The following is a 22,191-nucleotide window of genomic DNA, read 5'->3' on the forward strand; positions in this document are numbered from 1 at the left end:
TGTGACCACGCGGGGGACACGGAAGGAGGGGCGATGGCGGCGGAGCCGCTCGCGGAGCTGACCCGGCGGCTGGAGGAGGCCCTCGGCCGCGGATCGGTGATCACCGATCCGGTACGGCTGCGCACCTACGAGTGCGACGGGCTGACCCACCACCGGGCCGTCCCCGGCGTCGTCGTGCTGCCGGAGACGACCGAGCAGGTCGCGGCCGTGGTACGGCTCTGCGCCGCCCGCGGCGTGCCGTTCGTGGCCAGGGGCGCCGGCACCGGCCTGTCGGGCGGCGCGCTGCCCCGCACCGACGGGGTGCTGATCGTCACCTCCAGGATGCGGCGCATTCTGTCGGTCGACATGGCCGCCCGGCGGGCCGTGGTGGAGCCGGGGGTCACCAACCTCGCGATCACCGAGGCCGTGCGCGACCTGGGCTACTACTACGCGCCCGACCCCTCCAGCCAGCAGGTCTGCTCGATCGGCGGCAACGTGGCGGAGAACTCCGGCGGCGCGCACTGCCTGAAGTACGGCTTCACGGTCAACCACGTGCTCGGCCTGGAGGTCGTCACCCCCGACGGCGAGATCGTCGAACTGTCGGACGACGACCCCGGCTACGACCTGCTGGGGGTGTTCGTCGGCTCGGAGGGCACGCTCGGCATCGCCACCAAGATCACCGTACGGCTGACCCGGGCGCCGGAGGCCGTGACGACGCTGCTGGCCGCCTTCGACGGCATCGAGCGGGGCGGCCGGGCGGTGTCGGCGATCATCGGCGGCGGCATCGTGCCCGCCGCCATCGAGATGATGGACGCCCTGGCGATCGAGGCGGCCGAGGCCGCGGTGGCCTGCGCCTACCCCGAGGGCGCCGGGGCGGTGCTCATCGTCGAGCTCGACGGGCCCGCCACGGAGGTGGCCCGCCAGTACGAGGAGGTGACCCGGATCTGCCGGGAGACCGGCGCGTTCGAGCTGCGGACCGCCGACAGTCCGGAGGAGCGCGCCGCGATCTGGAAGGGCCGCAGGTCCGCCTTCGCCGCGGTGGGCCGGATCAGCCCCGCCTACATCGTGCAGGACGGGGTGGTGCCCCGGACCGCGCTGCCCGGGGTGCTGGCGAGCATCGACCGGCTGTCGCGGGAGCACGGCATCCGGGTGGCCAACGTCTTCCACGCCGGGGACGGCAACCTGCACCCGCTGGTGCTGTTCGACGACGCCCGGCCGGGGGAGGCCGAGCGGGCCGCGCTGGTCTCGGGGCGGATCCTCGACCTGTGCCTGGAGCACGGCGGGTCCATCACCGGCGAGCACGGCGTCGGCGTGGATAAATCCCGATATATGCCGAAGATGTTCTCAGAAGACGATCTCGACACCATGCAGCGGGTGCGCTGCGCCTTCGACCCCCGGAGCCTGTCGAACCCCGGCAAGGTCTTCCCCACCCCCCGCCTGTGCGGCGAGGTCCCCGGGGTCCGCAGAGGCGCGCACCCTCTGGTCGAGTCAGGACGGGCGGAGCAGTTCTGATGGACGGCCGGCGCGAGGACACACCACAGGGGACCGCACCGTACGGAACGGCCGCGCACGAGGCCGCCGCGCCGTACGGGACGGCCGCACGCGAGGTCACCGCACCGTACGAGACGGTCGCGCACGAGGCCGCCGCGCCGTACGGGACGGGGGTCGCGGTCCGGGAGGCCGGGCCCGGCGACGCCGTGTCCGGCGTCCGGCCCCGCTGGGTGGCGCTGCCGGAGAGCACCGGGGAGGTCGCCGCGCTGCTGCGCCACGCGGCCGCGCACGACCTCGCCGTGGTCCCGGCGGGCGGCGGCACCAAGCCGCACCGGGGCCTGCCGCCCGAACGCTGCGACCTGGTGGTCGGCACCGGCCGCCTCGACGGGGTGCTGGAACACGCCGCGGGCGACCTGATCGTCCGTGTCCTGGCCGGCACGACCATGGAGACGCTGGCCGCCGTCCTCGCCGGACGGGGACAGCGGCTCTGCCTCGACGTCCCCGCCGGCGGCGCCACGGTCGGCGGCACGCTCGCCACCGCCGAGGCGGGCCCGCTGCGGTTCCGCTACGGCACCGCCCGCGACCTGCTGATCGGCGTCACCGTCGTGCTGGCCGACGGCACGGTCGCCAGGTCCGGCGGCAAGGTCGTCAAGAACGTCGCCGGATACGACCTGGGCAAGCTGTTCACCGGCTCCCACGGCACGCTCGGCGTCATCACCGAGGCGGTCTTCCGCCTCAACCCCGTGCCGCCCGCCCGCCGCTGGGTCGTCGCGGAGCCGGCCGTGTCCGGTTCGCCGTCCTGTTCGCCGTCCTGTTCGCAGGGGAGCGCGCTGGACACGCTGGCCGGGCTGCTGGCCGCCTCCCCCGCCGAGCCGAGCGCGATCGAGGCCGACCTTCCCGGCCCCGGCCGGGAGCCCTCGCTCGCCGTCCTGGTCGAGGGGACCGCGGCCGAGGAGCGGGCGCGCGCCGTACGGGACCTGATGGACGGCCACGGCCCGGCGCGGGTCACCGATGAGGCGCCCGCGTGGTGGGGGGTGCCGCCCGGCGAGGAGACGCTGCTGGAGCTGCGGTTCCCGCCCGGTCGGGCCGGCGGTGCGCTGCGGGCCGTGGCGGCCGGCGTCCTGCCCGCCCGGGTGCGCGGGTCGGTCGCGTCGGGCGTCCTGCGGGCCGGGCTGCCCTCCGGCGTCGCGCCGCCGGAGTTCGCGGGGTTCGTGACGTCCGTCCGGGACGGCCTGGCCGGCCTCGGCGGCAGGCTGACCGTCGTCGCCGCGCCGCCCGCGCTGATGACCGCCGTCGACCCCTGGGGGCCGGTGAGCGCGCTGCCGCTGATGCGGCGGGTCAGGGAGCGCCTCGACCCCGGCCGCAGGATGTCCCCCGGCCGCCTCCCCGGAGGGATCTGACATGGACCCCGAACTGATCGCCGACTGCGTGCACTGCGGGTTCTGCCTGCCGACCTGCCCGACGTACGTGCTGTGGGGCGAGGAGATGGACTCCCCCCGCGGCCGGATCCACCTGATGGGCCAGCACGTCGGCGGCACCCCGCTGACCCCGGAGATGGCCGGGCACTTCGACGCGTGCCTGGGCTGCATGGCCTGCGTGACCGCCTGCCCCTCCGGGGTGCGCTACGACCGGCTCATCGAGCAGACCCGTGCCGTGGTGGAGCGCGAGCACGTCAGGGAGCCCGCCGACCGGGCGCTGCGGGAGATCGTCTTCCAGCTCTTCCCCTACCCCCGGCGGCTGCGGGCGCTACGGCTGCCGCTGCGCCTGTCCGCGGGGGCGCGCCGCCGGATCGCGCCGCGGCTGGAGCGGATCAACCCGTCCCTGGCGGCCATGGCCGGTCTCGCCCCCGACGTGCCGGACCGGGTACGGCTGCCGCGCCGGGTCAGGGCCGTCGGCCGGCGCAGGGCCACGGTCGGGATGCTCACCGGATGCGTGCAGGGCGAGTTCTTCCCGCAGGTGAACGCGGCCACCGCCCGGGTGCTCGCGATGGAGGGCTGCGACGTGGTCATCCCGCCGTCGCAGGGGTGCTGCGGGGCGCTGTCGCTGCACGCGGGGCGTGAGGAGCAGGCCGTACGGCTCGCCCGCCGGACGATCGCCGCCTTCGAGCGGGCCGGCGTGGACACGGTGGTGGTCAACGCGGCGGGCTGCGGATCGACCATGAAGCAGTACGCCGAGATCCTCGGCGGCGAGTGGGCCGAGCGGGCCCGCGCGATCCGGACCGCCGACCTGGCCGAGTATCTGGCCGCCCTCGGCCCGGTGGCCCCGCGGCACCCGCTGCGGCTCTCGGTGGCCTACCATGACGCCTGCCACCTGGCGCACGCCCAGGGGATACGGTCGGAGCCGCGCACGCTGCTGGCCGCCATCCCGGGCCTCACGGTGCGGGAGGTCGCCGAGGCCGCCGTGTGCTGCGGTTCGGCGGGCACCTACAACCTGCTGCAGCCCGAGGCGGCGCGCGAGCTGGGCGACCGCAAGGCCGAGCGGGTGCTGGCCACCGGGGCCGACCTGCTGGTCTCGGCCAACCCGGGCTGCACCATGCAGATCACCGCGGCCCTGCGCCGCCGGGGCGGCCCGGAGCTGCCGGTCGCGCACACCGCGCAGGTCCTGGACGCCTCCCTGCGGGGCCTGGCGAAGGTGCCGTGAGCGTAGGACGGATCGGACAGGGGGATCGCATGAGCGGCGTGCAGTCGGTCGACCGGGCACTGGACGTGCTGGAGGCGCTGGCCGAGCGGGGCGGCGAGGCCACGCTGTCGGAGATCGCCGCCGGGACGGGCCTGCCGTACGGGACGATCCACCGGCTGCTGCGCGCGCTGGTCGACCGCGGGTACGTCCGCCAGGACGAGGGCCGCCGGTACGCGCTGGGCGGCGCGCTGCTGCGGCTCAGCGGGGTGGCCGAGCGCATGGTCGGCACCTGGGCGCAGCCGTACCTGGCGAAGCTGGTCGAGCTGTCCGGCGAGACGGCCAACCTCGCGGTGCTGGAGGGCGACTTCGTGGTCTACGTCGCCCAGGTGCCCTCCCCGCGGCGGTTGCGGATGTTCGCCGAGGTCGGCAGGCGGGTGCTGCCGCACAGCACGGCCGTGGGCAAGGTCCTGATGGCCGCGCGGCCGGACACCGAGGTGGCCTCCATCGTGGAGCGGACCGGCATGCCGCGGCGGACCGCCAACACCATCACCGACCTGCCCGGCATGCTCGCGGAGCTGGAGCGGGTACGCGGGCGCGGCTACGCGACGGACCTGGGCGAGGAGGAGCTGGGCGTGCACTGCCTGGCCGTCGGGGTGCGTGACGGCTCGCGGGTGGTGGCCGCGATGTCGGTGTCCGGCCCGGCCGAGCGGATCGACGCCCTCGACCGGGAGGAGCTGGCCGGGGGCATGAGGGAGATCGCCGAGGCGTTCCGCGCCGAACTCGGCTTCTGACCGCCGGGTCCGCGCCTGGTCTGCGCCCGGTCCGCTTCCGCGCCGGGTCCGCGCCGGACCCGGGCACGCGGACGGCGGGGAGGGCCGGGCCGGGACGGGCCGGGACGCGCGGACGGTGGGGAGGGCCGGGACGGGACGGATACCGCGCGGCCAAGGGCGGGCGCGGGATCAGTCGTCGAGGGTGTGCACCGGGGTGCCCGAGGCCGAGCAGCGGACCTCGACCTTCACCTCGCCGGACTCCGACTCGAACTCGACGCGGGCCCGGCGGTCCGGCCCCCGGTCCACCTTGTCGACGTGGAAGCCCTGCGCCGGACTCCACGACCGCAGGGTCACCATTCCACCGTCGCAGCGGGCGATCACGTTCCCGCCCGCCGTGGCGATCAGCCGGCTGCGGCCGGGCGGCGGCCCGGCGGCGGTGGGCGCGGGGGTCACGGGGGTCATGGGGGTCGCAGAAACGGCCGTGGAGACGGCCGTGGGGGTGGCTGACGGCCCGGCGGCGGTCGGGGCGGCGGGGTCTTCGGCGGGGGCGTCCGCGGGCGCCTCGGTCACGGTGGTGGACGCCGGCCCGGCGGCGGTCGGGTCTGCCGAGGGGGCGGATCCCGCGGCGGTGACGTCCGCGGCCGGGGTCGCGCGGGCGAGCGCCTCGCGGACCTCCCGCGCGGACAGCGGACGACCGGCGGAGTCGGCCAGCGGCTCGCCGAGGACACCGATCACCGTTACGCCCGCCCCGGTCGCGATGGCGGCGGTGATCAGCCAGCCCGCGGCGGCGGCGAGGGGAATGCGCCTGCTCACGGGTCCCACTCTCCCAGCGCGATGGATAAGGCGTGGTTAAGACGTCGATAACGTGCTTATGCCGAGGGTCACAACCGGGCTACCGTTGCGGCAAATGTCCAATGTGCTGCTCATCGAAGACGACGCCGTGATCCGCGACTCGCTCACCCGCGCCCTGCGCGACCGGGGCCACGCGGTGGCGTCGGCCGCCGCCGCCCTCGACGGTCTCCGACTGGCCGTCGAGGAGCGCCCCGACCTGGTCGTGCTCGATCTGGGCCTGCCCGACCTCGACGGCCTCGACCTGCTGCGCATGCTCCGGGCGGTCAGCCGGATCCCGGTGATCGTGGCGACCGCCCGGGACGGCGAGGCGGAGATGGTCCGGCTGCTCGACGCCGGAGCCGACGACTACGTGGTGAAGCCGTTCACCGCCGCCCAGCTCGACGCCCGGATCCGGGCGGTGCTCCGGCGCGCCGGCGCCGGCCGTGCCGACGGCGCGGTGACCGTCGGGGCCCTGCGGGTGGACGCCCGCACCCGGGAGGCGAGCCTGGACGGCGCGCCGCTGGACCTCAGCCCCAAGGAGTTCGACCTGCTCCACTACCTGGCCTCCCGGCCCGGCGAGGTGGTCACCAAGCGGGAGCTGCTCACCCACGTCTGGCAGATCCCCTACGGCGGCGCCGACAAGACGGTGGACGTCCACCTCTCCTGGCTCCGCCGCAAGCTGGGCGAGACCTCCGCGGCCCCCCGGTACCTGCACACCGTGCGCGGCGTCGGCGTACGGCTGGCCGCCCCGGCATGAGGCGCTGGCTGGCCCTGCTGGTCGCGGCGACCACCTCCCTCGTCCTGATCGCCCTGCTCGTCCCGCTCGCGCTGCTGGTCCGCACGGCGGCCGAGGGCCGGGCGATGAGCGCCGCCGAGAGCGAGGCCGACTCGGTGGCCGTGACGGTCGGCTCGGTGGACACCGAGACGCTGCGGCTCGGCACCGAGCGGGCGGCGCACCCGGTGACGGTCTTCTTCCCGGACGGGCGGGTCGTCGGCGCCTCCGCCCGGCGCTCCCCCGCCGTCGAGCTGGCCGCCCGGGGCCGCAGCGTCACGGCCGCGGTGCCGGGCGGGCGGGAGGTCCTGGTCGCCGTCCAGGGCGTGCCGGGCGGCACTGCCGTGGTGCGGGTCCACCTGAGCGACGCCGACCTGACCGAGGGCGTGGCGCGGGTGTGGGCCGGGCTGGCGGCCCTCGGCGTGGCCCTGGCCGGGCTCGGCGTCCTGGTCGCCGACCGGCTGGCCCGCGCGGTGACCGGGCCGGTCTCGGCCCTGGCCGGGGTGTCGCACCGGCTGGCCCGCGGCGACCTGGCGGCCAGGACCGTGCCCGGCGGCCCGCCGGAGGTCCGGGCGGTCGGCCTCGCGCTGAACCACCTCGCCGAGCGCATCACCGGCCTGCTCGCCGAGGAGCGGGAGAACGCGGCCGACCTGTCCCACCGGCTGCGCACCCCGCTGACCGGGCTGCGGCTGGAGGCGGAGTCACTGGCCGACCCCGGTGAGGCGGCCCGGATCGAGGCCCGGGTGGACGCCCTGGAGCGGGCCGTCACCTCGGTGATCGTCGAGGCCAGGCGGCGGACGCGGGACCGGGCCGGCTGCGACGCGGCGGCGGTCGTCTCGGCCCGGGTCGCGTTCTGGTCGGTGCTGGCCGAGGACCAGGGCCGGCGGCTCGATCTCGACCTGGCCCCGGGGCCGCTCGCCGTCGCGGTCCCCGCCGACGAGCTGGCCGCCTGCGTGGACGCGCTGCTGGGCAACGTGTTCGCGCACACCCCCGAGGGGGCGGGCCTCGCCGTACGGCTGGCCGCGGCGGACGGCGGCGCGCTGCTGACCGTGTCCGACGACGGGCCCGGCTTCGGCACCGCCGCGCCGCCGGAACGCGGCAGGAGCGGCGCCGGATCGACCGGTCTCGGCCTCGACATCGCCCGCCGCACGGCCGAGTCGTCGGGCGGCTCGCTGTCCCTGGGCGCCTCCGCGACGGGCGGCGCGAGCGTCACCCTCCTGCTGGGCGGAGCGTAGGGTCCGCACGGGTCCGCACGGCACGGCCGCGTCCCGGGGACGGCGCGGCGCGTCCGGAGGGCGGCGATCCGGCGGGCGTGACGTTCCGGCGGGTGGTGCACGGCGAAGGCGTGACGCCCTTCGGGGCCGGCGGCGCCCCGGCAAAGAGTGCGGCTTGTTTTAGGGCGGGCTTAGCGCGGCGCTATCGTGATCGCGGCGAACCTGGGCACATGAGACAGATCACCAAGGTCGCCCTCGCGACCGCCGCCACCGCGACCACCGCAGCCCTCCTGTTCGGCGAGGGCGGGACCGTCCTCGCCGCCGCCCGGCCCGCGGCCGGCGCCCCCCTCTCCGCCGGCGCCGCGGCGGCCACCACCGTGGCGGTGCCCGCCGCGGCGACCATCACCACCGCGGGCATCTCCTACCGCGAGGCCGTACGGATCGCCCGGAAGCGGGTGCCCGGCGCCCGGGTGACCGAGGTCGAGCGGGAGTGGGAGCACGGCCGCCGGGTCTGGAAGGTCGAGCTGCGCAAGGGCCGCTGGGAGTACGAGGTCCACGTGTCGACCGCCACCGGGCAGGTCACCCGGGTCAAGCGGAAGCTGGACGACTGATCAGCAGGACTTCAGGACGGTCCGCATGGCGTCCTTCTCCGCGGACGTCACCCACAGGTCGTACTTGACCTTCACCTGGATCTGACGGGAGACGTAGGCGCACCGGTAGGCGCGGCGCGGCGGCAACCAGGTCGCCGCGTCGCCCGCACCCTTCTGGCTGTTCAGCGGGCCGTCCACGGCCAGCAGGTTCAGCGGGTCGTTGGCCAGTTCCTTGCGCTTGCTCTCCGGCAACTGCCGGGCGCCCTTCTGCCAGGCGTCGGCGAGGGCGACCACGTGGTCGATCTGCACCGCCGAGCTGGTCTTCTGGCCGCGCTCGAAATTGATCGTCTTACCGCTGTAGGGGTCGTCCAGGACGCCGCTCACCACGATGCAGTCGTGGGTTCCGGACTTGAACTTCTCGTCCTTCAGGTCGCGCTTGAGGATGTCGTTGCGGGTGTCGCAGCCGTTGTGGTCGACGTCCGACCATGCGGGCCCGAACTCATCGCGGTCGAAGCCGGTCAGCGGGGCCCGGCCCTTGACCTGCAGCCTGTCGAGATCCTTGAGCGCCTGGGCCGCGGACTTCCCGCCGGCCGCGCCCTGCCCGTCGCCGGGGGCCGCCCCGGTCAGACCGCCGCAGCCGGCCAGCGTGAACACCGTCACCGCGGCGACCGCGCCCCGTCCCAGCGCCGATCGCATCATGCCACCTCTCACACCGCTTCGTTACCCATGAAGTGGCAAAGTACCCCACCACCGACAGGGAGCCACCAAAACCTCAACCCTGCGGTGAGCCCGAAGCGGGAGGACATCTCCTACTTGGCCATGCTTCGTCCCCCGGCCCTCCCTGCGGCTCAGGCCCGGCCGTAGGAGTCTTCCAGCCGCTCGATGTCGTCCTCGTCGAAGTGGCCGAAGGCGATCTCCAGGATCCGGGTGGCCGGTCCCGAGGAGCTGAGGCGGTGGGTCTGGCCCGCCCGGATCAGCACCCGGTCACCGACGGCCGGCTCGATCCGCTCACCGTCGATCTCGAACACCGCGCCGGGGTCGATGGCGACCCAGAGCTCGTCGCGGTGCTCGTGCCGCTGCAGGCTGAGCCGCTGCCCGGCCGCCACCTCGATGATCTTCACCGTGGATTCCTCGTTGAGCGTGTACCGCTCGAACCCGCCCCAGGGACGCTCATCCCGGATAACCGCGCCGAGCCGGTCGATCTGCTGCAAGTCTCCTCCATTCACTCCCCCCGAGCATGTCAGGCGACTCGGGTAAGAGGCACTCTCGCATGCCTTCATGACGAACGCACATGTTCCGCGTGAACGGGCGGCTCGCCCCGGCCAGGTGACGGGCCGGTCAGGTGACGGGCCGGTCAGGTGACGAGGATCCCGCCGTCCACCGGGATCACCGCGCCGGTCACGTAGGAGCCGGCGTCGGAGGCGAGGAAGACCGCGGCGGCGACGAGCTCGGCAGGGTCGCCCGCGCGGCCCATCAGCACCCGTGTCTCCAGCTGCCGGGCCATGTACTCCGGGGCGTACTGCTCGGTCATCTCCGAGGCGAAGAACCCCGGCTCCAGGCAGTTCACCCGGATGCCCCGGCGGCCCGTCCACTGCTGGGCCAGGTCCCGGGTGAGGCCGATGACGCCCGCCTTGGACGCGCTGTAGGCCGCCTGCGGCAGCCCGGCCGTCGTCTCCCCCAGGATGCTGCCGACGTTGACGATCGAGGAGCCGGGACGCATGACCTGGGCGCAGGCCTGGGCCATCCAGTAGGTGCCGTGCAGGTTGACGTCCACGACCCGGCGGAACTGCTCGGGGGTCTCCCTGAGGGCCGGCACCGCCGTGCCGACGCCCGCGTTGTTGATCAGGACGTCCACCGCGCCCAGCTCGGCGACGGCGGTCTCCACCAGCCTCCGGCAGTCGTCGGGGCTGGTCACGTCGGTCTGTACGGCGACGCACCGCCTGCCGGTCTCCTCGACCAGCGCGCGGGTCTCATCCAGGCGCTCCCTGCGGCGCGCGCCGATCACGACGTCCGCGCCCGCCTCGGCCAGACCGCGGGCGAACGCCACGCCCAGCCCCGAGGAGGCCCCGGTGACGATCGCTACCTTGCCGTCCAGCCGGAATCGGTCCAGCATCCGGTTCCTCCCCGTTCGCGGAAATTACCGAATGAGATTCTAGAGGTGAACGCCGACCGCCCGTGAGGGGGCTCCGTCCGGCCTCGGCACGGTCGTGTCGGTGGACGGGAACGCCGACCGCCCGTGAGGGGGCTTCCCTCACGGGCGGTCGATGTACGCGCGGCGCTCCGGGCCGGCGGTTCCGGCCCTTCGCGGCTTCGGCCTCCTACAGGCCGTACTCCTTGACGATGCGCTCGTGCCGCTCCACCTCGACGTCGATCGACCGGGCCAGGTCGAGCCAGGCCAGCGGGTGGACCCAGCGCTCGGTGGCGTCGTCGAGCAGGGCGTCCACCTCGACCGGGGTCACGTTCGGCGGCACCGCGATCCAGCCGAAGACCCCGGGGACCCGCTCGCCGTTGGCCGGGTTGGTCACGGTGTAGTTCTCGTCGCTGTAGACCCACATCGGCCAGCCGCGCTCGGCCAGGACCTCGTTGAACTCGGCCCAGTCGGCCTCGCTCGGGGCCGCGCCGTCGAAGAACCAGCTCGTGTAGCCGCCGGGACGGAGCATGCTGACCGCGGCGAACGGCGGGATGAAGCTCTCCCGCTCCTCCGGCTTCTCCGGGATCGGCTCCAGCAGCTGCGGGTCGAAGACGACGAGGTCACCGGCGTTGTAGTCCATACCGGGAGGCTGCGGGATGGCCAGGCGGGCCGTGGCCGGGCCGGTGCGCAGGCTGATGACCGCCCGCTGGCTGCCGTCGGGCGCGGGGAGGATGACGCGCACCAGGCCCAGCTCCTCCTCGATCGGCCCCTCGGTCGACTGCAGCGGCATGCCGACCTTGGCGGCGCCCAGCCGTACCGTCTCCCAGTCCTCGGCGGCCGTCGCCATGGTGATCATCCGCCAGATGTCCTCGGCCTCGGCCTCGTCGGAGTCGATGATCTCCTTCAGGATCGCGGCGCCCTTGGCGTTGTCGCCGGACTGCTGCACGGCGCCGGCCCACAGCCGCCTCGCCTCGATGCCCGCGCCGGCGGTCACCGCCGCCTCGGCCTCGGCGGCGGCCTGCTCCCAGCGCTCCCGCGCCCGGTGCAGGCGGCCCAGGGCCAGGTGGCGCTGCCCGGCGGGCAGCATCTCGGCCAGCTGCTCCAGCCGCTCGTCCTGGCGGGCCTCGACCAGCAGGCCGGTGATGTAGGCGAGGTCCTGCGGGTCGGCCGTCGCGACGTCGCCGGATCCGACCAGAAGGGTCCAGTAGGTGTCGGCGCCCTGGGAGGGGTAGCCGAGGAAGCCCATCGTGGTGGTCTGCCGCCGGGTGGCCTCCAGGTCACGTCCGGCCAGCGGGGCCAGCCAGCCCGCCCAGCGCTCGGGGTCGGCGTTGAAGCCGTCGGCGGCGTCGAAGTAGGCGACCAGTTCGGCCTCGGGGCCGGGGGCCGGGATCGGGGTGGCCGCGTCGGCGGCGGCGCGCAGCTCGGCGACCCGTCCGGCGACGTCACCGGACTCGCGCAGCTCACCGGCCGCGGATCCGGCGAGGTCGGCGAGCAGCCGGGCCTGCCAGACGCCCTGCCGGGCGACGGCCAGGTGACCGGAGATGATCGCGAGCTCGACCCGGGCGCGGTGTCCGCCCATCATGGCGAAGTAGTCGATCCACTGCTTGAGCACCCGGCCGAGCTGCCAGCTGTTGGTGATCTGCTCCGAGCCGGAGAGGAGGCGGATGGCCCGCGCCCACTCCAGCCACACCCGCGGGTGGTCGGCCACCACGTCGAGGTCGGGCAGCGCCTCGACGGCCTCCGGCACCCTGCCGAGCGTGGCGAGCGTGAACGCCCGCAGCACGCCCTCGCGGTGCGCCTTGGCCACCGGGTCGTCGGGCTTGAAGTCGGTCGCGGCGTCCAGCGCGGTCAGCGCGTCCTCCGGGCGCCCGGCGGCCAGCAGCGCGCGGGCCGAGGCGGCCCCCAGCTCCCAGCTCGCCTCGCGGCCGGCCTCGCGCAGCGCCGCCACGGCGGCCTCGGCGTGGGCGACCGCCTCCACCGGGCGGCCGGCGTCGATCAGGGCGGCGACGTGCTGCTCGGCCACGGCGGCGAAGGCCGGGGAGGCGGGCGCGACGTCGAGGGCGCCCAGGGACGCGAGCCGCTCCGCGGCGTAGCCGGGGCCGTCGGTGTTCGCCTGCGTGGCGGCCAGCGCGATGACGGCTCCGGGGGCCGCCGGGCAGTCGCGGACGTCCTCGCGCCGGGCGAACTCGGCCAGCGCCTCGGCGTCGGCGAGGGCGACCGCGCCCTGGGCGCGGTCACCGATCCGGCCGACCAGGTGCCAGTAACGGGCGTAGAACTCGAGCCAGGGCTGCCCCATGGTTCCCGCCTGCTGGGCGATGGCCGGCGCGAGCACGTCGAGCTGCGCGTACCGGCCCTCCAGTGCCTGGGCGGGCACGTCGCCGATCGCCATCGCCAGGCCGGTGTTCCCGTCTTCGTGCAGTTGCCGCTGGGTGTCGCCGACCCAGGACCAGATGTCCACGTCCATGGGACGTCAGTCTGCCAGGTCGGCGACCATGCCCCAAACGACTTGACCATCTCGCCAGGTCCGATGCCCCGGCCGGTCCGGTCGTGCCCCTTTCGCCACCCGGCCCGGTCATGCCCCGGCCGGTCCGGCCCCGTTGTGCCCCCTCCGCCGTCCGGCCCGGTCGTGCCCCGTCCGCCGTACGGCCGGCCGTCAGATGAGGATCTCCCCCGAGGCGACCAGCACCGCGGGTCCCGCGAGGTGGCTGGTGTGCTCGTCGAGGGTGACGGTGAGGGTGCCGCCGGGGACCTCCACCTCCCAGGTGCCGGTGGTCTCCCCCGCCAGCCGCGCGGCCGCCACCGCCGAGGCCACGGTGCCGGTCCCGCACGACCGCGTCTCGCCCACGCCTCTCTCGTGGACCCGCATCACGACCCGGCGCGGGCCCACCGCGTTGAGCAGCTCGACGTTCACCCCGTGCGGGAACACCTCGGGGTCGAACGCGGGCTGCCGGGTCAGGTCGAGCCCGGCCACCGGGTCACCGATCACACAGGCCAGGTGCGGGTTGCCCATGTCGACGCGGACACCCTCGTACTCGCGGCCCCCCACGACCGCCCGGCTCTCCCCCAGCACCCGGGGCGCGCCCATGTCCACGCTCACGTCGCCCCCGCCGCGGGCCAGCCGTACGCGCTTGACCCCGGCGCGGGTCGCCACGCCGAACTCGCCCTCGTCCGCCAGCCCCGACTCGACCAGGTAGCGGGCGAAGACGCGCGTCCCGTTGCCGCACATCTCCGCGACGCCGCCGTCGGCGTTGCGGTAGTCCATGAACCACTCGGCCTCGCCGGCCTGGTCGGCCACCTCCGGGCTGAGCTTCGTCCGCGTCACGCGCAGCACGCCGTCGGCGCCGATCCCGGCGCGCCGGTCGCACAGCGCGGCCACCCTCGCCGCCGACAGCTCCAGCTCGCCGTCGGGGTCGGGGAGGATCACAAAGTCGTTCTCGGTGCCGTGGCCCTTCACGAATCGCATGTCCCAACTGTAGGCACGCCGCGGATCGGGAGGAGAATCGCGGACCCGCCCCGGACCGATCGCGAGCGCCCCCGGACGGACCGGGCCGGATCGCGAGCGCCCTCGAACGGACCGGGCCGGATCGCGAGCGTCCCCGGACGGACCGGGCCGGATCGCGAACATCTCCGGACGGACCGGGCCGGGTCGCGGGCAGGCCCCGGAGGTCACCTCGCCGGCGCGGCGTCCTCCACCACGGCCAGCGCGCGGCCGAGCAGGCCGGGGTCCTCCTGCGGGAGCCACACCACCCGCGGGTCGCGGCGGAACCACGACTCCTGGCGCCGGACGAACCTGCGGGTCGCCCGGATCGTCTCCGCCTTCGCCTGCTCCTCGGTCCACTCGCCGGCGAGGAAGCGGAGCACCTGGGCGTAGCCCAGCGCGCGGCTCGCCGTACGGCCCTCGGCCAGGCCGCGCCGCAGCAGCGACCGCACCTCGTCCACCAGCCCGGCCTCCCACATGCGCTCCACGCGCAGCGCCACCCGCTCGTCCAGCACGTCCCTCGGCACCTCGACGCCGATCTGCACGCTGTCGTAGACGGCGTCGTAGGAGGGCATCGTGGCCGAGAAGGGACGTCCGGAGATCTCGATGACCTCCAGTGCGCGGACGATCCTGCGGCCGTTGCCCGGCAGGATCGCCCCGGCCGCCTTCGGGTCGCGCTCGCGCAGCCGCTCGTACAGCGGGGCCGGGCCGAGGCGCTCCAGCTCGGCTTCCAGGCGGGCGCGGACCTCCGGGTCGGTGCCGGGGAACTCCAGGTCGTCGAGGGCGGCCCGCACGTACAGCCCGGACCCGCCGGCCAGGATCGGCACGGTCCCCTTCGCCCGCAGCTCCTCGATCAGCGGCCGGGCCATCGCCTGGTACTCGGCCACGCTCGCGGTCTCGGTGACGTCCCAGACGTCGAGCAGGTGGTGGGGGACCCCGCGCCGCTCCGCCGGGGTCAGTTTCGCCGTGCCGATGTCCATGCCCCGGTACAGCTGCATGGAGTCGGTGTTGATCACCTCACCGCCCAGCCGGAGGGCGAGGTCGACGGCGAGATCCGACTTTCCGGCCGCCGTGGGGCCGACGACGGCGATGACTGGTAGCTGACGCACGGGACAAGTGTGTCAACCTCCCGGGTATGGGTGAGCCCGCTGGGTATGCATCCGGTTGACCTCAGGTCACGTCGAACGGGGGACACAGCCATGTCGATCATGCAGAAGCTCAGGGAGATGCTGCGGGGCAACCCACGGGCCGGGGAGTTCGCCAGGAAGGGCATCGACAAGGCCGAGCGGATGGCCAAGCAGAAGAGCCACGGCAAGTACGACGACAAGATCAACCTCGCGGCGCAGAAGGCCCGGAAGGCGGCCGAGAGGATGACCGCCCGGCCCGGCGAGCCCGGCCGGACCGGCGGGTACGGCGAGGCGGGCACCGCCGCGGGATACGGCGAGCACGGCACGTCGCCCGGCCGGCCCGAGGCCGACACCGACGCGCCGCCGGCTCCCGGCCGTCCCGGGACGCCGCCGGCTCCTTAGGACCCCGGGTCCGCTTCCCCGGCCGGCCCGGCCGGAGGTCAGCCCCAGTCGAGCATCGGCTGCAGGTAGCCCTCCAGGGTCAGCAGCCACCGCTTGGACTCCACGCCCTCGCCGCCGCTGAAACCGCCCAGGCCGTTCCCGGCGACGACCCGGTGGCAGGGGACGATGACGGGGATCGGGTTGGCGCCCATGATCGAGCCGATGGCCCGCGCGGGGACGCCCGTCCCGCTGCGGGCGGCGAGCTCGCCGTAGGTCACGGCCTCGCCGTACCCGACCGTCTCGTACAGGGTGCCCAGCACCCTGCGCTGCACCGGCGTGGTCAGCCGCCAGTCCACCGGCGACCCGAACACCCGCAGCTCCCCCGCGTAGTAGCGGGCCAGCTCGTCCAGCACGGGGGCCGTGCGCGCGGGGTCGCAGACCTCGGCCAGCCCCAGGCGGACGAGCAGCCGTTCCCGCAGTTCCCCGTCGCGGCCACCGCTCCAGCCGATGCCGGCCACCCCGTCCTCGGTGACGGCGGCCAGCATGTCCCCCAGCGGGGTCGGGACGCTTCCGAACGCCACCGTTCCTACCATGTGCACCGTGTCCCTTCGCGAACTCGTCGTCCTCGGCACCTCAAGCGCGGTCCCCACCCGCCACCGTAACCACAACGGATATCTCCTGAGATGGGATGGTGAGGGGTTCCTGTTCGATCCCGGAGAGGGTACCCAGCGCCAGATGATCCGGGCGGGCGTCGGCTCCCACGACGTCACCTGGATCTGCGTCACCCACTTCCACGGCGACCACTGCCTGGGGGTCCCGGGCGTCGTCCAGCGCATCGCCAGGGACGGCGTCACCCACCGGGTGCGGGCGGCCTACCCCGCGAGCGGCGAGACCTACTGGCGGCGGCTGCGCCACGCCAGCGTCTTCGCCGACACCTCGGTGATCGACGAGTGCCCGTTCTCGGGTCCGGCGCCGTCCTTCGACGCCGGGCCGGTGACCCTCACCGCCCGGCCGCTCTCCCACCCCGTCGAGTCCTACGGCTACCGCCTCGACGAGCCGGACGGCCGGCGGATGCTTCCCGGGCGGCTCGCCGAGCGCGGCGTCCGGGGCCCGGCGATCGGGGAGCTCCAGCGCGAGGGCTCGGTGCGGGCCCCGGACGGGTCGGTCGTGCTCCTCTCCGAGTGCAGTGAGCCCCGTCCCGGCCAGAGCGCGGCGTTCGTCATGGACACCGCGCTGTGCGACGGCGTCTTCGCGCTCGCCGAGGGCGTGGACCTGCTGGTGATCGAGTCCACGTTCCTGTCCCCGGAGTCGGACCTCGCCACGCGGTACGGTCACCTGACCGCGGCCCAGGCCGGCCGGGTCGCCGCCGAGTCCGGGGTGCGCCGCCTGGTGCTGACCCACGTCTCCGAACGCTACGACGCCGCCGACGAGCCCCGCTTCACGGAGGAGGCGCGCCTGGCCTTCGACGGCGAGGTGGTGCTCGCCCACGACCTGATGCGTGTCCCGGTCCCGCGCCGCGATCATCCGGTCCAGCGGGCGACGAAGTAGCCGACGCCGTAGGGGGCGGCGTGGTGGAGCACCTCGCCGTTCAGTGCGCCGCCCGCCCCGGCGAGGACCTGGAGGGCGGCGCGGCCGGCCACCTGCAGCCCGGCGGCCTCGTCCGGGTCGAGCGCCGCGAGTTCCGGGGCCGCGCTCCGGGCCAGCGCGCCGACGATCGCGGCCTCGTACGGCTCGGCGCGGGGGTCGAGGTATCCGGGGGACTTCTCCGTCAGACAGGCCGAGCCGTCGGCCATGACGAGCATCGCCACCCGGCCGGGCCCGCCCGCCAGCCGCGCGCCGAGCGCGGCGCACTCCGCCGCCGGGGCGTCGAACGGCACCGTGTGGAAGGCCGAGGCGGCCATTCCCGCCCGGTCGAGCAGCCAGCGCCCGATCGTCAGGGAGAGGGGCAGGACCGGCTCTCCCTTCCCGGTCCGGACGCCGGCGCCCCAGGGCGCGAGGCTCCCGGAGGCGTCTGCCCCGTGGTCACCGGCCTGATCCGCTCCGCCGACCACCACGATCCGGTCGGGGCGGGAGTCGCGCAGCGCGCCCAGCGCGGCCGCGCAGGCCGCACGGAGGTCGTCGAGCTCGGGGCTCGCCGCCCCGGCGAGCTCGGGGACCAGCAGCGGCGGGTGAGGACACACGGCGGCGGCGACAAGCACCCGGCCAGACTAAGGGATCGCGTGCCTGACGCCGCCGCCGGTCGTCAGTGGGTGGGAGACAGCGGGGGGACGGAGCCGGGGGGGCCGTCCGAGCGGGGGTCGGTGAAGCCGTCCTCGCCCGAGGACTGCCCGGTGCCGCTCTGGTGCTCCTTGGACGGTGTGGACGAGTTCGTCTTGCCGTTCGTCGTCCTGCCGTTCGCCGTCTTGCCGGTCGATGAGCCGGAGCCGCTCTGCGAGCCGCTTGCGGCCGCGCCGTCGCCGCCGCCGGCGCCCTCGGCGCCCGACCCGTCGTATCCGCTCGATCCGCTGAAATCACCGACTTCGCCGGACTCATCCGATCCGCCGGACTCGGCGGATCCGTCCGAGGAGGCGTCTCCGGACTGCGTGCCGGACTCGCCGGAGGCCGGGTCCTGCCGGGCCTCCTGGCTGGTTCCGGTGCCCTTCGGCGCCGCCGGGCCGGCGGGGTCGTCGCCGCCGGCGACGGCGAAGACGATGCCGCCGCCCACGACGGCGGCCACCGCCACTCCGGCGACGGCGGAGGCGACGGTCATGGCCGGACCGCGCTTCCGCCTGCGGGTGGGGGCGGGCTTGCCGGTGGGTTCACCGGCGGGGGAAGGCTCACCGGCGGGGCCGGCGAGGATCTCGGTCTCCCCGAGCTGCCGGGGGTGATCCGGCGGGAAGGGAACGGGGCCTCCGGGCTGTCGGGGACGGCCCGGAGACGAAGGGTCATGATCTCCGAGCTGTTGAGGGTGACCCGGAGACGAGGGGACATGATCTCCAGGCTGTTGAGGGTGACCCGGAGATGAGGGGACGCGCATTCGGAACAACTCCTGCGGTTATCGGGGGGAAACCTCCACGGCTTCCGCGGGCGCCGAATCACACTAGCCACAGGAAAGGTGTGATCGCACACCGATCACAACGGAATCACGACTTGTCATCGACGGGATCATGCAGGGTCGCGGCGGCCGGAGACGTCCCGGCGGCACCCCGGAAAACCGTCCCGACCGGCGGTTCGGCGAACGGTCCCGCGCCGGGCGCGCGGGACCGGGAACGCCGGGACGCCGGCCGGAGAAATCGTGCGGGTCAGGAGCGGACGGAGCAGCCCGGCGCCTCCTGCGGCAGCGGGGCGGGCCGGCCGATCGCCGGCATGCCGAGCAGGACGCCCCCGCCGGAGACGGCCGGGGCGGTCTGCCGGGCCTCCCAGGCGTCGCCCGCGCGGGTACGGCGCAGGCCCAGCATCGGGCCGTCGGCGACCAGGTGGTGCGGTGCCGCGTAGGTGATCTCCACGGCGACCATGTCGCCGGGGCGCGGCGTCCCGGCGGCGTCGCCGTCCCGGGCGCTCGGCGTGAAGTGCACCAGACGGTTGTCGGGGGCGCGGCCGGACAGGCGGTGGGTCGCCTCGTCCTTGCGGCCCTCGCCCTCGGCCACCAGCACCTCGACCGTCCGGCCGACCTGCTTCTTGTTCTCCTCCCAGGAGATCTCGGTCTGCAGGGCGACGAGGCGCTCGTAGCGCTCCTGCACGACCTCCTTGGGGACCTGGCCGTCCATGGTGGCGGCGGGCGTGCCGGGCCGGATGGAGTACTGGAAGGTGAAGGCGTTGGCGAAGCGCGAGGCGCGCACGACGTCGAGGGTGGCCTGGAAGTCCTCCTCGGTCTCGCCGGGGAAGCCCACGATGATGTCGGTGGAGATGGCCGCGTCCGGCATGGCCGCGCGGACCCGCTCGATGATGCCGAGGTAGCGCTCGGCGCGGTAGGAGCGGCGCATCGCCTTCAGGACGCGGTCGGAGCCCGACTGCAGCGGCATGTGGAGCTGGTGCATCACGTTGGGCGTCTCGGCCATCGCGGCGATGACGTCGTCGGTGAAGGCGGCCGGGTGCGGGCTGGTGAAGCGGACGCGCTCCAGCCCGTCGACGTCACCGCAGGCGCGCAGCAGCTTGCCGAAGGCGAAGCGGTCGCCGAACTCCACGCCGTAGGTGTTGACGTTCTGGCCGAGGAGCGTGATCTCCAGGACCCCCTGGCCGACCAGGGTGCGCACCTCGTTGAGGACGTCGCCGGGGCGGCGGTCCTTCTCCTTGCCGCGCAGCGACGGCACGATGCAGAACGTGCAGGTGTTGTTGCAGCCGACCGAGACCGACACCCAGGCGGCGTAGGCGGACTCCCGCTTGGTGGGCAGCGTGCTGGGGAAGGTCTCCAGCGACTCCTTGATCTCGACCTGCGCCTCCTGCTGGACGCGGGCCCGCTCCAGCAGCACCGGCAACGAGCCGATGTTGTGGGTGCCGAACACCACGTCCACCCAGGGCGCCCTGCGGACGATCTCCCCCTGGTCCTTCTGGGCCAGGCAGCCGCCCACGGCGATCTGCATGCCGGGCCTGCTCACCTTCGTCGGGCGCAGGTGGCCGAGGTTGCCGTAAAGGCGGTTGTCGGCGTTCTCCCGGACGGCGCAGGTGTTGAACACGACCACGTCGGCCGTCTCCCCCTCGGACACCGGGACGTATCCGGCGTCTTCGAGAAGGCCCGACAGGCGCTCGGAGTCGTGCACGTTCATCTGGCACCCGTAGGTACGGACCTCGTACGTGCGGGGGCTCTCCACGGTGGCAGTCATCTCAACAGACAAGGGTAGGCGCTCCACGAGGCCCCCCGGTACGACCGCCGTCATCCGTACTCCCGGTAGAAGACGCGTCACGCAAGGTGTCCACGGCGGATCGGGGCGCCCTCTTTCCGGGGGCGGGGTGACGAGCGGCCGCCGATCGTGTCCGCCCGACGCCTCGACGGGTCCGGCGGCCACCGGGTCGCCGCCGGGCCCACCGGACCGTGCGAACCGGTACCCGATCCGGCGGGTCTCGCTCGGATCTGACACTCCGGAACGGACCTGACACGAATTCGTTTGGTTTTCATGGCATATCTCCAGGTCGTGACCTTATTGGTACCGCAGGGTTAGCCCGAGGTGCCCTTCACGGCTTTACGTTGTGCTCCATGACGGAGAACGGGGACGCGACTCCTCTTGTCGTGCTCAAGGACGTGAACAAACATTTCGGCAGCCTTCACGTCCTGCGCGACATCAACCTGACCATCTCCCGCGGCGAGGTCGTGGTCGTCATCGGCCCCTCGGGCAGCGGCAAGTCGACTCTGTGCCGGGCGATCAACCGGCTGGAGACCATCGACGGGGGAACGATCACCTTCGACGGGCAGCCGCTCGCGGCCGAGGGCAAGGCCCTGGCCCGGCTGCGGTCGGAGGTCGGCATGGTGTTCCAGTCCTTCAACCTGTTCGCGCACAAGACGATCCTCGAGAACGTCACACTGGGGCCGATCAAGGTGCGGGGCGTCGCCAGGGCCGAGGCCGAGCGCCGGGGCATGGAGCTGCTGGAACGGGTCGGGATCGGCGCGCAGGCGTCGAAGTACCCGGCGCAGCTCTCCGGCGGCCAGCAGCAGCGGGTGGCCATCGCCCGCGCCCTCGCCATGGACCCCAAGATGATCCTCTTCGACGAGCCGACGTCCGCACTGGACCCGGAGATGGTCCAGGAGGTGCTCGACGTCATGGTGCGGCTCGCCTCCGAGGGCATGACGATGGTGGTCGTCACCCACGAGATGGGTTTCGCCCGCCGCGCGGCCGACCGGGTGGTGTTCATGGCCGACGGCCAGATCGTCGAGGAGAACGCCCCCGACGAGTTCTTCACCGCCCCCCGGACCGACCGCGCCAAGGACTTCCTCTCCAAGATCCTTACGCACTGACGGCTCTGACCCCCCTTTTTTGACGAAAGACGAGGTAGCAGTATGCGTGTACGTCGTGTTGGAGCCGTGGTGCTCGCGGCGGCGGCGATGGCGGCCGGCCTGACCGCGTGCAGCGGCGGCGGTGACGACAAGTTCGTCGTGGGCATCAAGTTCGACCAGCCCGGCCTCGGCCAGAAGCAGCCCGACGGCTCGTTCAAGGGCTTCGACGTCGACGTGGCGAAGTACCTCGCCAAGGAGCTCGGCTACGCCGACGACAAGGTGGAGTTCAAGGAGGCCATCTCGGCCAACCGCGAGTCGTTCATCCAGCAGGGCCAGGTCAAGATCGTGATCGCCACGTACTCGATCACCGACGACCGCAAGAAGAAGGTCGGCTTCGCCGGACCCTACCTGGTGACCGGCCAGGACATCCTGACCCGCGCGGACGACACGTCGATCAACAGCGTGGAGGACCTGAAGGCCAAGAAGGTCTGCGGCGCCCAGGGCTCGTCCTCGCCCGCGCGCCTGGTCGAGAAGTTCGGCGACGCCTGGAAGGGCCAGTACCTCACCGAGCAGCAGGGCTACGGCGCCTGCCTGCCGCTGCTGGAGAACAAGCAGGTGGACGCGATCTCCACCGACGCGACGATCCTCGCCGGGTTCGCCGCCCAGTCGCCCGGCAAGTTCCGCCTCGTCGGCAAGCCCTTCTCCGAGGAGAAGTACGGCGTCGGCGTCAAGATGGACGACAAGGACACCCGCGAGAAGCTCAACAAGGCGATCGAGAAGATGTTCCAGGACGGCAGCTGGAAGAAGGCCGTCGACGCCAACTTCGGCGAGTTCGGCAAGTTCTTCGCGAACCCGCCCACCGTGGAGCGGTACTGACGGGCACTGATCGACACTGATCGGCCA

The 22,191-nt window shown here is 73.9% G+C and carries 22 protein-coding genes; 11 read left to right on the forward strand and 11 right to left on the reverse strand.

Translation table 11 applies throughout. From position 1 onward, the window contains the following. Window positions 1-33 precede the first annotated feature (33 nt). Genes IEZ10_RS02980 through IEZ10_RS02995 form a run of 4 tightly spaced genes read left to right on the forward strand, consistent with a single transcriptional unit; the run spans window position 34 to window position 4,880 of the window. On the forward strand, window positions 34-1,491 hold the full coding sequence (locus tag IEZ10_RS02980) for an FAD-linked oxidase C-terminal domain-containing protein (protein WP_189244841.1): 1,458 nt from the start codon (window positions 34-36) through the stop codon (window positions 1,489-1,491). Next, window positions 1,491-2,870 (forward strand): FAD-binding oxidoreductase, encoded by a 1,380-nt coding sequence (locus tag IEZ10_RS02985; RefSeq protein ID WP_189244842.1) that lies wholly within the window; start codon window positions 1,491-1,493, stop codon window positions 2,868-2,870. Before IEZ10_RS02980 ends, IEZ10_RS02985 begins: the two co-directional genes overlap by 1 nt. Window position 2,871: 1 nt before the next feature. Further along, complete coding sequence (locus IEZ10_RS02990) at window positions 2,872-4,110, forward strand: (Fe-S)-binding protein (RefSeq protein WP_189244843.1); 1,239 nt, start codon at window positions 2,872-2,874, stop codon at window positions 4,108-4,110. 29 nt (window positions 4,111-4,139) lie between these two features. Continuing rightward, complete coding sequence (locus tag IEZ10_RS02995) at window positions 4,140-4,880, forward strand: IclR family transcriptional regulator (RefSeq protein WP_189244844.1); 741 nt, start codon at window positions 4,140-4,142, stop codon at window positions 4,878-4,880. Between the two features lie 168 nt (window positions 4,881-5,048). Here IEZ10_RS02995 and IEZ10_RS03000 read toward each other — a convergent pair whose 3' ends face one another. Next, on the reverse strand, window positions 5,049-5,672 hold the full coding sequence (locus tag IEZ10_RS03000) for a hypothetical protein (protein ID WP_189244845.1): 624 nt from the start codon (window positions 5,670-5,672) through the stop codon (window positions 5,049-5,051). 94 nt (window positions 5,673-5,766) lie between these two features. Here IEZ10_RS03000 and IEZ10_RS03005 point away from each other — a divergent pair, with 94 nt between their 5' ends. The 3 genes from IEZ10_RS03005 (at window position 5,767) to IEZ10_RS03015 (ending at window position 8,287) form a co-directional block, all read left to right on the forward strand. Then, complete coding sequence (locus IEZ10_RS03005; RefSeq protein WP_189244846.1) at window positions 5,767-6,447, forward strand: response regulator transcription factor; 681 nt, start codon at window positions 5,767-5,769, stop codon at window positions 6,445-6,447. Further along, a complete protein-coding gene (locus IEZ10_RS03010; RefSeq protein WP_189244847.1) occupies window positions 6,444-7,697 on the forward strand; it encodes a sensor histidine kinase in 1,254 nt (417 codons plus the stop codon). The genes IEZ10_RS03005 and IEZ10_RS03010 overlap by 4 nt, the downstream gene beginning before the upstream one ends. 209 nt (window positions 7,698-7,906) lie before the next feature. Then, entirely contained in the window at window positions 7,907-8,287 is a 381-nt protein-coding gene (locus IEZ10_RS03015; protein WP_189244848.1) for a PepSY domain-containing protein, read from the forward strand. On the opposite strand, the gene IEZ10_RS03020 is transcribed toward IEZ10_RS03015, so the two are convergent. The 6 genes from IEZ10_RS03020 to miaA all read right to left on the reverse strand — a co-directional run bounded on the left by IEZ10_RS03020 (window position 8,288) and on the right by miaA (window position 14,984). Then, the gene (locus IEZ10_RS03020; protein WP_229810879.1) at window positions 8,288-8,962 is read right to left on the reverse strand and encodes an HNH endonuclease family protein; all 675 of its coding nucleotides are present in this window, start codon (window positions 8,960-8,962) and stop codon (window positions 8,288-8,290) included. It lies immediately after the preceding gene. Window positions 8,963-9,114: 152 nt separating this feature from the next. Further along, window positions 9,115-9,477, reverse strand: a complete 363-nt coding sequence (locus IEZ10_RS03025) for a phosphomannose isomerase type II C-terminal cupin domain (protein WP_229810880.1) — start codon at window positions 9,475-9,477, stop codon at window positions 9,115-9,117. Between the two features lie 143 nt (window positions 9,478-9,620). After that, window positions 9,621-10,379 (reverse strand): SDR family NAD(P)-dependent oxidoreductase, encoded by a 759-nt coding sequence (locus IEZ10_RS03030; protein WP_179818828.1) that lies wholly within the window; start codon window positions 10,377-10,379, stop codon window positions 9,621-9,623. A gap of 205 nt (window positions 10,380-10,584) precedes the next feature. Then, a complete protein-coding gene (locus IEZ10_RS39755; RefSeq protein ID WP_189244851.1) occupies window positions 10,585-12,861 on the reverse strand; it encodes a tetratricopeptide repeat protein in 2,277 nt (758 codons plus the stop codon). Between the two features lie 189 nt (window positions 12,862-13,050). Further along, window positions 13,051-13,860: a diaminopimelate epimerase gene (gene dapF / locus IEZ10_RS03040; protein ID WP_189244852.1), complete on the reverse strand. Its 810-nt coding sequence runs from the start codon at window positions 13,858-13,860 to the stop codon at window positions 13,051-13,053. Window positions 13,861-14,063: 203 nt separating this feature from the next. Beyond that, entirely contained in the window at window positions 14,064-14,984 is a 921-nt protein-coding gene (gene miaA / locus IEZ10_RS03045; protein ID WP_189244853.1) for a tRNA (adenosine(37)-N6)-dimethylallyltransferase MiaA, read from the reverse strand. Between the two features lie 90 nt (window positions 14,985-15,074). On the opposite strand from miaA, the gene IEZ10_RS03050 reads away from it, so the two are divergent. Then, on the forward strand, window positions 15,075-15,404 hold the full coding sequence (locus IEZ10_RS03050) for an antitoxin (RefSeq protein WP_189244854.1): 330 nt from the start codon (window positions 15,075-15,077) through the stop codon (window positions 15,402-15,404). Between the two features lie 38 nt (window positions 15,405-15,442). On the opposite strand, the gene IEZ10_RS03055 is transcribed toward IEZ10_RS03050, so the two are convergent. Beyond that, window positions 15,443-15,964: a methylated-DNA--[protein]-cysteine S-methyltransferase gene (locus IEZ10_RS03055; protein WP_229810881.1), complete on the reverse strand. Its 522-nt coding sequence runs from the start codon at window positions 15,962-15,964 to the stop codon at window positions 15,443-15,445. Between the two features lie 19 nt (window positions 15,965-15,983). Between IEZ10_RS03055 and IEZ10_RS03060 the strand changes: the two genes are divergently transcribed. Next, complete coding sequence (locus tag IEZ10_RS03060) at window positions 15,984-16,931, forward strand: ribonuclease Z (protein WP_189244855.1); 948 nt, start codon at window positions 15,984-15,986, stop codon at window positions 16,929-16,931. Here IEZ10_RS03060 and IEZ10_RS03065 read toward each other — a convergent pair. The 3 genes from IEZ10_RS03065 to miaB form a co-directional block, all read right to left on the reverse strand. Further along, window positions 16,904-17,581: a class III extradiol dioxygenase subunit B-like domain-containing protein gene (locus IEZ10_RS03065; protein WP_189244856.1), complete on the reverse strand. Its 678-nt coding sequence runs from the start codon at window positions 17,579-17,581 to the stop codon at window positions 16,904-16,906. The genes IEZ10_RS03060 and IEZ10_RS03065 overlap by 28 nt on opposite strands. Window positions 17,582-17,625: 44 nt before the next feature. Further along, window positions 17,626-18,132: a hypothetical protein gene (locus tag IEZ10_RS03070; RefSeq protein WP_189244857.1), complete on the reverse strand. Its 507-nt coding sequence runs from the start codon at window positions 18,130-18,132 to the stop codon at window positions 17,626-17,628. Between the two features lie 532 nt (window positions 18,133-18,664). After that, on the reverse strand, window positions 18,665-20,182 hold the full coding sequence (gene miaB / locus IEZ10_RS03075) for a tRNA (N6-isopentenyl adenosine(37)-C2)-methylthiotransferase MiaB (RefSeq protein ID WP_189244858.1): 1,518 nt from the start codon (window positions 20,180-20,182) through the stop codon (window positions 18,665-18,667). A 371-nt stretch (window positions 20,183-20,553) separates the two neighbouring features. On the opposite strand from miaB, the gene IEZ10_RS03080 reads away from it, so the two are divergent. Both IEZ10_RS03080 and IEZ10_RS03085 read left to right on the forward strand, forming a co-directional pair. Beyond that, entirely contained in the window at window positions 20,554-21,309 is a 756-nt protein-coding gene (locus tag IEZ10_RS03080; RefSeq protein ID WP_189244859.1) for an amino acid ABC transporter ATP-binding protein, read from the forward strand. 42 nt (window positions 21,310-21,351) lie between these two features. Continuing rightward, window positions 21,352-22,164 carry a glutamate ABC transporter substrate-binding protein gene (locus tag IEZ10_RS03085; protein WP_179818838.1) on the forward strand — a complete coding sequence of 271 codons (813 nt, stop codon included), beginning with the start codon at window positions 21,352-21,354 and terminating at the stop codon, window positions 22,162-22,164. The last annotated feature ends 27 nt before the right edge of the window (window positions 22,165-22,191 follow it).

It is taken from the genome of Streptosporangium pseudovulgare (assembly GCF_014648055.1).
Taxonomy (GTDB): domain Bacteria; phylum Actinomycetota; class Actinomycetes; order Streptosporangiales; family Streptosporangiaceae; genus Streptosporangium; species Streptosporangium pseudovulgare.